Source organism: Chryseobacterium sp. LAM-KRS1, assembly GCF_013184525.1.
Taxonomy (GTDB): Bacteria; Bacteroidota; Bacteroidia; order Flavobacteriales; family Weeksellaceae; genus Chryseobacterium; species Chryseobacterium proteolyticum.
The window spans coordinates 433,854-447,106 of the sequence record NZ_JAAOIZ010000005.1 but is presented as its reverse complement, the minus strand read 5'-3'; the positions used below and the strand labels follow the sequence as shown (position 1 = coordinate 447,106).

At 37.2% G+C, this 13,253-nt stretch carries 11 protein-coding genes; 6 read left to right on the top strand and 5 right to left on the bottom strand.

Annotated elements, in window-relative coordinates:
- Positions 1-4: 4 nt before the first annotated feature.
- Positions 5-616, top strand: a complete 612-nt coding sequence (locus G9C87_RS16645) for an inorganic pyrophosphatase (RefSeq protein WP_172283200.1) — start codon at positions 5-7, stop codon at positions 614-616.
- Between the two features lie 116 nt (positions 617-732).
- Here G9C87_RS16645 and G9C87_RS16640 read toward each other — a convergent pair whose 3' ends face one another.
- Complete coding sequence (locus G9C87_RS16640; RefSeq protein ID WP_228457035.1) at positions 733-2,460, bottom strand: amidohydrolase; 1,728 nt, start codon at positions 2,458-2,460, stop codon at positions 733-735.
- A gap of 132 nt (positions 2,461-2,592) precedes the next feature.
- Between G9C87_RS16640 and G9C87_RS16635 the strand changes: the two genes are divergently transcribed.
- Positions 2,593-5,334 (top strand): sodium-translocating pyrophosphatase, encoded by a 2,742-nt coding sequence (locus G9C87_RS16635; RefSeq protein ID WP_172283198.1) that lies wholly within the window; start codon positions 2,593-2,595, stop codon positions 5,332-5,334.
- A gap of 62 nt (positions 5,335-5,396) precedes the next feature.
- Here the strand turns inward: G9C87_RS16635 and G9C87_RS16630 are convergent, their stop codons facing one another.
- On the bottom strand, positions 5,397-6,536 hold the full coding sequence (locus tag G9C87_RS16630) for an aminotransferase class I/II-fold pyridoxal phosphate-dependent enzyme (RefSeq protein ID WP_172283196.1): 1,140 nt from the start codon (positions 6,534-6,536) through the stop codon (positions 5,397-5,399).
- An 89-nt stretch (positions 6,537-6,625) separates the two neighbouring features.
- Here G9C87_RS16630 and G9C87_RS16625 point away from each other — a divergent pair, with 89 nt between their 5' ends.
- The 4 genes from G9C87_RS16625 to G9C87_RS16610 all read left to right on the top strand — a co-directional run bounded on the left by G9C87_RS16625 (position 6,626) and on the right by G9C87_RS16610 (position 9,090).
- Entirely contained in the window at positions 6,626-7,678 is a 1,053-nt protein-coding gene (locus G9C87_RS16625; protein WP_172283194.1) for a M28 family metallopeptidase, read from the top strand.
- Positions 7,679-7,771: 93 nt separating this feature from the next.
- On the top strand, positions 7,772-8,215 hold the full coding sequence (locus tag G9C87_RS16620; RefSeq protein ID WP_172283192.1) for a GNAT family N-acetyltransferase: 444 nt from the start codon (positions 7,772-7,774) through the stop codon (positions 8,213-8,215).
- On the top strand, positions 8,212-8,580 hold the full coding sequence (locus G9C87_RS16615) for a glyoxalase (protein ID WP_172283190.1): 369 nt from the start codon (positions 8,212-8,214) through the stop codon (positions 8,578-8,580). Before G9C87_RS16620 ends, G9C87_RS16615 begins: the two co-directional genes overlap by 4 nt.
- A 6-nt stretch (positions 8,581-8,586) precedes the next feature.
- The gene (locus tag G9C87_RS16610) at positions 8,587-9,090 is read left to right on the top strand and encodes an endonuclease V (protein WP_172283189.1); all 504 of its coding nucleotides are present in this window, start codon (positions 8,587-8,589) and stop codon (positions 9,088-9,090) included.
- Positions 9,091-9,237: 147 nt separating this feature from the next.
- Here the strand turns inward: G9C87_RS16610 and G9C87_RS16605 are convergent, their stop codons facing one another.
- From G9C87_RS16605 to G9C87_RS16595, 3 genes are read right to left on the bottom strand one after another with little or no spacing between them, the layout of a single operon-like run.
- Entirely contained in the window at positions 9,238-10,827 is a 1,590-nt protein-coding gene (locus G9C87_RS16605; RefSeq protein WP_172283187.1) for an MFS transporter, read from the bottom strand.
- A 5-nt stretch (positions 10,828-10,832) separates the two neighbouring features.
- Positions 10,833-11,879 (bottom strand): HlyD family secretion protein, encoded by a 1,047-nt coding sequence (locus tag G9C87_RS16600; RefSeq protein ID WP_172283185.1) that lies wholly within the window; start codon positions 11,877-11,879, stop codon positions 10,833-10,835.
- Between the two features lie 9 nt (positions 11,880-11,888).
- Positions 11,889-13,208 (bottom strand): TolC family protein, encoded by a 1,320-nt coding sequence (locus G9C87_RS16595; protein WP_172283183.1) that lies wholly within the window; start codon positions 13,206-13,208, stop codon positions 11,889-11,891.
- Between the last annotated feature and the right edge of the window lie 45 nt (positions 13,209-13,253).

Below are 13,253 nucleotides of genomic sequence, written 5' to 3'. Positions count from 1 at the left end.
AATAATGATTCCAAATTTTAAAGCACATCCGTGGCATGGAATTTCTGCAGGAGAAGATGCGCCAAATGTTGTAAATGTATTTGTGGAGATTGTTCCTTCAGATACGATTAAGTATGAAGTTGATAAGGAAACTGGATATTTAAAAGTAGACCGTCCTCAGAAATTTTCAAATATTATCCCTGCTTTGTATGGTTTTGTGCCAAGAACATATTGCCATAATGAAGTTATGAAGCTTGCTGTTGAAAGCGGTGCTGATGATGTAACAATGGGAGATCATGACCCATTGGATATTTGTGTATTAAGTTCACACAACATCCACTCAGGAGGAATGTTGATGGAAGCTATTCCAATCGGTGGTTTCAAAATGATTGATGGAGGTGAGGCAGATGATAAAATTGTTGCTGTAATGGTAGGTGATCATGCTTTCGGACATTTCAGGGATATCGCTGAATTACCGGAAGCTGAAGTAAGAAGATTGATGCATTACTTCTTAACATACAAAAACTTACCGGATGAGCCTGCAAAATGTAGAATCCAGGAAGTTTACGGAGTAGAGCATGCAAGAAAAGTAATAAAAGCATCGCAAAAAGACTACGCAGAAAAATTCGGTGGCTAAAATAAAACAGCCTCCGGAACACAATATATATAAAGGCAGATGAATTTTCATCTGCCTTCTTTATATTTTTAATTAAATGAAGAGGGTATAACCCTTGATCATATTATAAGAACTTCCTATTTTCTTTGATAAACAGAAACTCCTTCTTTAATCGTTTCCAATACTTTAATATTCCGGATTTGTTCAGGATCAATGGTTAATGGATTTTGATCTAATATGACAAAATCAGCAAGTTTTCCAGCTTTGATGGAGCCTTTCCTTTCTTCTTCCTGAAGCTGATAAGCTGCATTAATCGTGATGGCTTTTAATGCCTGAAGAGGGGTTATTCGTTCATTGGGACCCAGGATCCTCCCAGAATGGGTTTTCCTGTTCACGGCAGAATACATTGCTGTAATCAAATCAGGTGGGGTAACGGGAGCATCGTGATGCATGGTGAAGATAATTTCTGCCTTTAACGCTGAATTTGCGGGACTGATGAATGATGCCCTTTCCGGCCCGAAAACGCTTGAGTAATGCCAGTCTCCCCATAAATATACATGAGTAGAAAAATAAGAAGGAATAAGCCCTATATCTTTAATTTTCTGAATATGATCCGGACGGCTGTTCTGAACATGGATCAGGGTGACACGAAGTTCCGGCCTGTAGATATTTTCCTCTTTCAGTTTTCCGATCACCCGTAAGGCCTGATCAATAGCAGCATCACCATTTACATGAAGCTGTGCGGTGATATTGTTTTGAAATAAAGTTTTCAGATCCTCGTATAAGACCTGGTCAGAAAATATCGGAAAGCCTTTATAATCTGCTGACTGGCCTTCGGGAGGAACGAGATAAGGCTGGGTAAGCCAGGCCGTTTTTCCCTGTGGCGAGCCGTCATCTGAAAATTTAAAACCGCCAAGTTTTAAATGATTGTTGTATTTCATATATTTCGGCTTAAAGGTACTCAGCTCCTTTTTGAAATACTCATAATCTGGAAAATACACAACATCTGCTTTAAAAACGTGTTCGGATGCCGCTTTTTCCAGAAGGGCCACACTTTCGCCCATTGTCCTTCCGTCACAGATGGTGGTCTGGCCATAGCTGAGCCATTCATCCTGAGCTTTCTTAAGATTTTGCATGGCCTGCTCCTGAGCATTTCCTGTTTGTTTACTCATTTTTTCTGTAAGGGAAAGAAGCGCTGAAAAGCTTGCATTTTCTTCTAATTTTCCATTAAGCTTTCCTGTTTTTTTATTTCGCCCGTAATGGCCTCCTTCCGGATCTTTTGAAGAATCTGATATCCCTAAAAGCTTTAGCATGGCGGTATTGGCTACACTTGCATGACCTGAGGTATGAATAACAATAATAGGATTGGTTTTGCTTATAGCATCCAGTTCGTCCCTGGTCGGATGTCGGTGTTCGGTCATGATGGCATCATCATACCCATTGCCTATGACCGGTTGATTAGCAGGAATAGCATGGTCTTTAAGGTATTTTCTGATGGTATTCTGAAGGTCTTTAATGGAATTAACTGTACCATAAGGTTCAGGAAACAGATCGATTGCCTGCAGCATCCCCGCTCTTGAAGTGAGATGGCTATGAACATCAATAAAACCGGGAAGTAAAACTTTCCCTTCAAGATTGATGATCTTCGTTTTTTCATCTGTGTAACGGTCAGCTTCTGCCTTTGTTCCGGCGAAAAGTATTTTACCATTTTTTAAAACTATTGCCTCCGCCTGGGGAAGTGTATCTTCCATTGTTAAAATTGTTCCTCCAAAATAAAGAATTTCTGCTTTTTCTTTCTGAGGTCTTCCTGCACAGCTGATAACAATAAGAATTACTGAAAATAGTAAATAAATTGATGCTTTCATACAATATCGTGTTTTTGTGGTGTTCTTAAATTTACGAATAAATATATTATCGGCCTAGTCTTAATAAACCATAAGAATTTTTGTTATATTTATAAAACTAATTACTATTTATTAATATAAAAATAATAAACTATGGATTTGTTCTATTTAATTCCGGTTTTTGGTGTTATTGCTTTACTATACACTTTTATACAAAGTAATTGGGTGCAAAAACAGAATGCCGGAAATGAAAAAATGAAAATTATCAGCGGGCATATCGCTGACGGTGCGATGGCTTTTCTAAAGGCCGAGTACAAGATTTTAACTTATTTCGTAGTAGTTGTGGCGATCTTATTAGCCGTAATGGGAATGAGTAATTCTAATTCCCACTGGAGTATCGGGATTGCCTTTGTGGTAGGAGCTATTTTTTCTGCTTCTGCTGGTTTTATTGGGATGAAAATAGCAACCAAAGCCAATGTGAGAACTGCAGAAGCCGCGAAGACTTCATTGTCTAAAGCTTTAAAAGTTTCATTTACAGGAGGTTCAGTAATGGGAATGGGGGTTGCAGGATTAGCCGTCCTGGGCTTAGGAGCTCTTTTCCTGATCATTAAGCAGATCTTTGCTGCTGATGCTCCGGTTGATTCTCATGAGATGGAAAAAACGATTGAGATCCTTACCGGATTTTCTTTAGGTGCAGAGTCTATCGCATTGTTTGCAAGAGTGGGCGGCGGTATTTATACTAAAGCGGCCGACGTAGGGGCGGATCTTGTAGGGAAAGTGGAGGCAGGAATTCCTGAGGATGATCCCCGGAATCCGGCTACCATTGCAGATAATGTGGGAGATAATGTAGGGGATGTGGCAGGAATGGGAGCCGATTTATTTGGTTCTTACGTAGCCACTGTTCTGGCAACAATGGTACTAGGAAGAGAAACAATTTCGGTGGATTCTTTTGGGGGATTTGCTCCCATTCTGCTTCCGATGCTTATTGCAGGAACCGGGATCATTTTTTCCATCATAGGGACCTTATTTGTCAGAATTAATGACAATGAAGGAGCTTCAACTTCCAGTGTGCAGAATGCATTGAATCTGGGGAACTGGGGAAGTATCGTAATTACTGCGGTAGCTTCTTATTTCCTGGTTACTTATATTTTACCTGAAACAATGGTATTAAGAGGTCATGAATTTACCAAAATGGGTGTTTTCGGGGCTATTATGGTAGGATTGGTGGTAGGAACTTTAATGAGTATCATCACTGAATTCTATACAGCGATTGGTAAAAGGCCGGTTTCCAGTATTGTGAGACAATCTTCGACCGGTCACGCAACGAATATTATCGGAGGTCTTGCTGTAGGAATGGAGTCTACTTTACTTCCTATTATTGTTTTGGCAGGAGGTATTTACGGATCTTATCTATGCGCCGGTCTTTATGGGGTGGCTATTGCAGCGGCCGGAATGATGGCGACAACAGCTATGCAGTTAGCGATTGATGCCTTTGGACCCATTGCTGATAATGCCGGAGGAATTGCTGAGATGAGCGAGCTCCCGAAAGAAGTTCGTGAGAAAACAGATATTCTTGATGCCGTAGGAAATACCACCGCAGCTACAGGAAAAGGATTTGCTATCGCTTCTGCAGCATTAACAGCCCTGGCTTTATTTGCGGCATTCGTAGGAATTGCAGGAATTGACGGAATCGATATATACAGGGCTGATGTTTTAGCCGGTTTATTTGTAGGGGGAATGATCCCTTTTATTTTCTCGTCACTGGCAATCACAGCGGTGGGGCAGGCGGCAATGGCCATGGTGGAAGAAGTAAGGAGACAGTTTAGAGAGATCCCGGGAATTCTTGAAGGGACTGCTGAACCCGAATATGAAAAATGTGTTGCCATATCAACGGATGCGTCGATAAGAAAAATGATGCTTCCGGGAGCCATAGCGATTATATCTCCTTTATTAGTAGGTTTTATTTTTGGTCCTGAAGTATTGGGTGGATTCTTAGCCGGAGCTACGGTATGTGGTGTTCTGATGGGGATGTTCCAGAATAATGCCGGAGGTGCCTGGGACAATGCCAAAAAATCTTTTGAAAAAGGTGTAGATATCAACGGTCAGACTTATTATAAAGGTTCAGAGCCTCATAAAGCTTCTGTAACCGGTGATACTGTGGGGGATCCGTTCAAAGATACTTCCGGACCATCGATGAATATTTTAATTAAATTAATGTCTATTGTTTCTTTGGTGATTGCGCCTACATTGGCCACTTTACATAAAGATAAGATTGAAGCTGAAAGAAAAGCGACAATTGAAAATTTATTGAGCAAAGCCGGTGCACATTCAGGTGTTGAAAATATGGATCCGGGAGTTTCTGGAATTACTGTAACTCCAGCCGAAATCAAAGGACATTTGAATGAAAACGGAGATTTTGTATATGAAACCGGAAATATCAAGGAAATCAAGCTGAACAATGGAAAAACCATTTCACTTGGAGAAAACAGCCGTCTGTTTGAAATGTATAACAGCATAAAAAACAAAAATCAATCTGTTCTGGATCCTAATCATTGGTACACAATTGAAAATCTTTATTTTGAAAGTGGTTCCAGTGATCTTAAGGCGGGTTCTGATGCTCAGCTGGCTAATTTAGCGGAACTGTTGAATGCTTTTCCTGGTCTTAGGATAAAATTAGGTGGTTATACAGATGATACAGGAAATCCTGACAGTAATAAAAAACTATCCAACTTAAGGGCTCAAACAGCTAAACTGAAACTTTTAGAAATGGGTATACCGTCAGATAGAGTAGAAGCAGAGGGATATGGTTCCCAATTCCCTGTTTGCGAAGAAAATGATACCGATGAATGTAAAGCAAAGAACAGAAGGATTGACGTAAGGGTCCTTTCTTTATAATTCGAAATAATATCTAAAAAAGCACCGCAAATTGCGGTGCTTTTTTATGTGGAGCAATCTAACTACAGGTTCTTTTTTAAATGTTCCATCGCCCGGATGATCATATCATCGCTTTTAATAAAGCTAAATCTTACATAGTCAGAGTTTTGCCTTGAATTATAAAAGGCTGACAAAGGAAGGCATGCGACCTGTTTTTCAGTGGTCAGCCACTTTGAAAATTCAACATCTGTCATGGTTTTAGAAACGTTTCTAAAGTTAACCAATTGAAAGACACTTCCTTCTGACCGCTGTTCAACAACTAAAGGCGTATTTTTAATTAATTCATTGAACAGATCTCTCTTCTTTTGCATCAGGAGTTTGTTTTCCAGGGGATCAAAAACCTCAAGGTATTTTGCAATAGCATATTGAGCAGGACCGTTGGCACTATATGAAATATACTGTTGATGACATCTGAATTGAGAGGATAGAGGTTCGGACGTAAGCAAATAGCTTACTTTCCAGCCTGTTGTGTGGAACATTTTACCAAAGGAAAAAATGCAGAACGTCCTTTCTCTAAGCTCTTTATGTAAAAAGGAACTGTAATGTTCCTGTTCATCATAGCAATAGGTGTCGTAGATTTCTTCCGATATAAGATAGATTTCCTGATGCCTGATCAGATCATAAAGATGATTCCAATCCTGTTCTGACCATATTTTGCCGGTGGGGTTTTGTGGAGAATTCACAATGATCGCTTTGGTCTTTTCCGATAAACAGCATTGAAGTTTATCCCAATCTATATCAAAATCATTTCCAAGATCATAATATACAGGAACACCACCATTGAGAACAATAGAAGGAGCATAAGTGTAATAGGATGGCTGGATAATAATCACTTCGTCTCCGGGATTTATAATGCTTTTTAAAGCCGTATATAAGGCAAAGGTTGTACAAGGGACTATGGTGATCTCTTCCTTTTTCAGATGGATCGGATTTTGACGTTTTTCATTAAACCTGATGATGGATTCTATAAGCGACGGGCTACCCGCAAGCGGTTCGTACTGATGGTGAATCAGATCAACTGATTCTTTAAGGTAATATTTGAGGCGGTGATCAATATCAAAATCAGGTAACCCTAGTGATAAATCATAACTGTTATGCTTTGCGGCCAGCTCAGACATATTAGTAAAAAAAGAATAATGTGTAAATCCGTAAATATTTTCCACCTTTTGCGTGTTTATATCAAATATAAGGAAATTTAGAATCGGTTATAGATTAAATAAATTTTGTTACTTTTAGTAAAATTATTTTTGTAATGAGAAAAATACTTATTCCACTATTGGCTGTCGCGATATTATCTGCTTGCGAAACTGCTAAAGTGACATCGGAAAATCAAAACGGGCAATCGGCTTCAAAGGCAATGTCTAAGTCTGAGAAAGCTTTTCAATCTGCATATAAAGAAATTAAGCTAGATGACCTGAAGCAAAATTTATATGTGATTGCTTCCGATGAAATGGAGGGAAGAGATACCGGAAGCCCGGGACAGAAAAAAGCAGGAGAGTATATGGTTAAATTTTACAAAGATCTCGGAATTTCTTATCCAAAAGCTTTAGGTTCATATTATCAGAAAGTACCCGCATCTTTCATGCAACAGAGAGGAGGTAGAAATCTTCCTGATTCTGAGAATATCCTTGCATTTATTGAAGGTTCTGAGAAGCCTGACGAAATAGTTGTGGTTTCTGCGCATTATGATCATGTAGGTACGAAGAACGGGATCGTATACAATGGGGCTGATGATGATGGAAGCGGAACTGTAGCTGTGATGGAGATAGCCAAAGCTTTTCAAAGTGCTAAGAAAGCCGGTAACGGACCCAAAAGATCTATTTTATTCCTGCATGTAACGGGAGAAGAGCATGGATTATTCGGATCAGAATATTATACGGACAACCCGGTCTTCCCATTAGCCAATACGGTAGTAGATCTTAATATCGATATGATCGGAAGGGATGATCCTGAAAACAGAGGAAAAAACTATGTGTATGTAATAGGCTCGGAAATGTTGAGTTCACAGCTGAAAGTAATTAATGAAGCTGCCAATAAAAAGACCAATAATTTAGCACTTAATTATAAATATGATGATCCTAATGATCCTGATAGATTGTATTACAGATCGGATCACTATAACTTTGCAAAGAATAATATTCCTGTCGCTTTTTTCTTTGACGGAATCCATGAAGACTATCATAAACCAACCGATGATGTTGAAAAGATTGATTTCAGTTTATTGCAAAAAAGAGCTCAGCTGGTATTTACAACAGCGTGGGAAATTGCCAATAGACCGGAGAGAATTACGGTTGATAGAAAATAATAGATAATAAAATACTATAATCAATTACTTTATATAAATTATGTAATTATTTATTATATAGTTGTTTATTTATTTTTATTGAAGTATTACGTGATGATAATTCGAGAGGCGAAATCAGAAGATATTTTTCAGATACAGATAGTGAGAAATGCTGTAAAAGAAAATAGATTGTCAAATCCTGATCTTGTTACTGATAAAGATTGCAAAGAATTTTTATTTGAAAGAGGGAAAGATTGGGTGTGTGAAATCAATGATCAGGTTGTCGGTTTTTCAATTGTTGATTTGAAAGAAAATAACATTTGGGCACTATTTGTTCACCCAAATTTTGAAGGTCTTGGAATAGGGCAAAAGCTTCACCACATCATGCTGGATTGGTATTTTCAGCAAACTAAAAAAAGTGTTTGGCTGGGAACAGCTTTTGATACAAGAGCTGAAAAGTTTTACCGGAAGATAGGCTGGAATGAAACAGGAACTCGTGGAAAGCACGAAATTAAATTTGAAATGACTTATAATACCTGGAAACAAATAAAGCCATGAAACAAAAAATGAAATCAATTCGACCATTTATTGGTGCTCAAAACTTTATGGAAAGCAGATCTTTTTATACGGATCTGGGATTTGAGGAAATTGTTTTAGAAGAAAAATTATCATTATTTAAAAAACAAGATATTGCATTCTATCTTCAGGATGCATATGTGAAAGAGTGGATTGATAATACCATGATCTTTGTTGAAGTAGAAAATGTGGATGAATATTGGCAGGAGCTTTTGGATTTGAACTTGACAGAGAAATATAATACTATAAAACTAACGCCCGTAAGAACCCTGAATTGGGGAAAAGAATGTTTCGTGCATGATCCTTCTGGTATTTTATGGCATTTTGGAGAATTTTTCAACCATTAATTGAATATGATTTACGCTTTTGATACCTACTATTATGAGAATTACGCCTACACAGTCTGTCTGGCATTCAAAGACTGGGCAGATGATCTGGAAACAGCAGCTTACAGTGAAAAAACTCCTATAACTTCTGATTACGAAAGTGGAGCTTTTTACAAACGGGAACTTCCATGTATTCTAAGTTTATTATCAAAGATTGATCTCAAAAATGGAGATATTCTGTTAGTAGATGGTTATGTGACTCTCAATAATGAAGGTAAGATTGGACTCGGAGGATATTTATATGAAAAATTAGAAGAAAAATATCCTGTTGTGGGAATTGCAAAAAATGAATTCTCCGCTCCTGACTCTCAGCGGAGAACAATCTATAGGGGGGAAAGTAAAACACCGTTATTTCTTACTTCGAAAGGAGTAGATGTAGATTTCTTAAAAAATAAAATAGAGAAAATGCACGGATTGTACAGAATACCGACATTGTTGAAAAAACTAGATCAATTGACAAGAATTGCTTAATTACAACCTTCTTATCTACAACTAGGTGAGGACTTTGTCATAATTTTGAATTTTATAAAAGGATAAAAACGGATAAGAAGCAGAATATATAATTCTGCTTCTTATTTCGTTAATGTAGTCCATAATAAAAGGAATTTACGAACCAGTTTAATAAGGTACATTTCCTTTTCGCAATCTGAGAACAATATTTTGAATTCCAGGTAAACATATCAAAATAACAATTACAACAAGCAATCCGATCAGCATAATGTCATAATAATCTTTTGTTGAGCGTATTAATATCTGTTGTTTTATAAAATAATTGAAGTAAGCATTTGAGGCTCCTTTGGAAGTATACATATCGTTGCCTGCATTCAAATAAGCTTGTTGAATATTCTGCAGGGTAATTGATAATTGGGGATTCGTTTCTGTCAATGATTCTCTGAGCTTATCATTGGCTTCAGATCTGGTATATAATTGTGTATAATTGTTTACAGCCATACTGCTGCTAAATCCTAAGAATCTGGCAAAAATACCAAGAAAAGCAGCATTGAAGGCAACCTTTGGAGGTGCTGAAGAAACCATAAATGATACAATAGGAACAAACAAGACCCCTGTAGAAACTCCATAGATGAACATTGGAAGAATAAAGTCTTTTGTTTCGCCCGTAGAAGATACAAATTGTAACATGTAGAAATAATAGCAGGCCATGATGACAAATCCCGTGATAATAATTCTTATCAAGGAAATCCCCATTAAGATAAAACGAGCAGTGATTGCCATGCTGATTGCTGTACCTAAGATAACGGCTATCCAAACAGGAATAATATGGAGCGGATCAGTGGCAAGGACAACTTCTATATAGCCATAGGTAAGGCCGGTTGTTCCTTTAAAAATATAAAAAACAAAAAGCAATAATAAACCGATGACAAAATTTTTGGCTTTAAAGATCTGTAAATTAATCAATGGATGTTTTAACCTGTTTTCCCGGACTATAAAAAGAAACAATAGGATGATAAAGAACATGCCCAACAGAACAATAACTGGACTATCTAACCAATTGAGCTGCTGTCCATATATCAAAATGTATCCGATAACAGAGGAAAATGTAAGATAGTAGAGATACCCGATCCAATCTACTCTGTAGAGAGGAATCTTTTTTGAAAACCTGGCTTTTGAATTCATGCCTATTAAAATCACAAAAAGCAGAGTAATGAGCATTAAAATCAATCCGAAAAACAGCCAGTTAAAGTCTAAGACATCAAGTAAAATACTACTATAAATAGCATATACGGGAACTGCGATCTGTATGGCTGCATAGAAAATACTGTAACCGATAACTCTTGCTCTCGTGGAAGATAAACGGGAAAAAACCATATTGAGGATGATACTGCAAATGAGTGCACAGGCAATTCCCTGAACGACTCCACATACCAGAAATAATCCCCAGTTTTTAGAATAAAAACAGATGAGTGAACTCACCGAATTTAATGCTAATCCTATTATCAGATATTTCCTGGGTGCAAAATATTTAGTAATACGAAAATCTAAAGCTAAAAAAGTGACTGCAGAAGAATAGGTAAGTACCATAGCATATTGAACATCTGTTGGCTGGACTCCATAATATCCTGCCATACTGATAGGCCTTCCGTACAGAGCAAAGCTGAATAAGGAGATCATTAATATGATAAAAATAATGCTTCTGGCCAGCCATTCAGGGATCCAACTTTTAAATATGGGCATATTGTGGGCTTCCATTAGCTTTAATTTTTGTTGATATACACATTAGCATTCATTCCTGCAGATAGCCCGGACAGTTTCTCCTTGGTTTCTGTAAGCTTGATTCTTACAGGAATACGTTGTATTACTTTTACAAAATTGCCTGTAGCATTATCTGGTGGTAGAAGAGAATAGCGGGAACCTGTAGTAGGAGATAAGGATTCTATGACACCTGAAAATGTTTCTCCTGGAAAAGCATCCACTTCTATATTGACCTTTTGGCCTATTTTGAATGTCTTGATCTGTGTTTCTTTGAAATTGGCTACCACCCATTTCTCCTGCGATTTATTGACAAGAAATGCCAGAGTCTGCCCAGGTTGAATCAGTTGTCCTTCCTGAATGTTTTTTTTTCCTATTTTACCATCAAATGGAGCCGTGATTACCGTATAACGTATATCGAGATCCTGCCTTTCTATAGATGCCTGTCTTACTTTTATTTCAGCATTTATTGCGAAACGTTGTGCTTGTATATCATTGAGTTTTGACTCTGCTACCCGAAGAGATGCGAGCGTTTCTTCGTAATCCGATTGATTGGTTAATAGGGAAGTATGTACATTATCAAATTTTTGTTGAGTAGTCGATTCATCTGCCAGAAGGTTTTTATAGCGATCGTATTCCTTTTGCTGCTGATCCAGTTTAGCTTTGATTCCTGAAATATGGGCTTTTATGACATCAATATTTTTGATCTGGGTTTGTTCACTGGCGCTTAGTATAGGGAGTTTGGCCTCCGATGTCGCTAATTCTGCTAAAGCTGTTTCTTTTTTAAGATCATATTCATCCCTTTCAATACGTACGAGAGTATCTCCTTTATGGACTTCCTGATTATCCTGATAATAAATTTTGCTGATATATCCCCCAACTTTAGCATTTATAGGTGATAGATAAGCTTCTATCTGTGCATCATTGGTCTGCTCATACCAATATCCTTTCCAGAAATGAAGTACAGCCCAAGTGATGATTACGATTAATAATAGTATTCCTAACCATTGTGTTGCTACTACTATAATACGGTCTGTTTTATTCTTGTTCATAATTTTATTTTAAAGTGTTCCTGTGATAATCAATAGTTTTATATGGCTTAGTCTTAAATTTGCTTCAGCAGATGTAAGATTGAGTTTAGCTTGTAACAGAATGTTCTCAGCATCTAAAAGATCGGTCAGAAGAGATTGCTGATTGAGGTAGCTGTTTCTGATTACTCTCACACTTTCAGTACTTTGACGGATGGTAAGTTCTGCTGTCTCTACACTTTCTCTTGCCTGTTCTCTTTCAAGGAAAGCATCTCTTACTTTAATCGATAGGTCGTCTTGTTTTATCCGGCTCTTTTCAATCTCCTGTTTTTTCAGGTTATATGCATGAGCAATAGTGTGTTTACTCTTATAAAGATTGTCTACAGAGTAGGTTACCTTTAAACCTATTTGACCAAATCCCCAGAGATCATTGGAGTATGGATAAAATGAAATTTGAGGATACGTATAGTTGTATCTGGAGTATAAAGAAATCCTTGGTAATAGGCTTGATTTTACCTGCCTAATATTAAGCTCACTTAATGTCTGATTTGTGTTAACAATCTTAAGATCAGGTGAATTATCGAGTGCAGCTGCAAGATAGTCTTCATAATTAGATCCTTGTAAATTTTTGTTTTCCAGAATATCTTCAGAAGAAATAGCCAGTGGCTCAGTACTACTTCTTCCCATCAGAATGTTGAGTCGTTGCTTGGTAAGATCAATTTTCTTTTTTACATCCGAATCACTGAGTTGCAATTGCGATAGTTTGACTGAGATTCTTAAGACATCACTCTTCAATACAATACCATTCCTGTTAAGATTTTCGATGGTGGATAACTGCTTCTTTTCGCTGGAAATTTCGGAGGAAATAAATGATTCAAATTCCTGGAATTTGTACAGATCGTAATAGGATGCAGCGATCATATATTTTACATTATCTTCCTGTAATTCAAACTCATATTGTTTACGTATTTTCTCTTCTTTTTTAATTTCAATGTTTCTTTTGTCTTTTCCTCCACTGTAGAGATTGAAGTCCAGATTGTAACCCAATCCATAACCATATCCCTTAATTGGAACACTTTGAGGTGACGAAAACAGACCATTTTCATACAGAAGAAACTTGGAGTTAAGACGAAAATCTCCAACGACAGACAATTCTGGTAATTGCTTATCTTTTGCTTCTAAAATACTGATATCGCTTTCTTCTTTTGCCAGTTCTGCAAGTTTCAATTGTTTGTTTTGTGACTCTGATATATTCCAGATTTCATTCAATGTCAATACGGAGGGATTATCCTTTATTTGTGCTTTTATACCAGCTGAAACTGCCAGATACAGAAGTATGATATATCTTTTCATTGTAAGATTACATTTTTATACTGGCAAAATTATTGTGGAATAAAA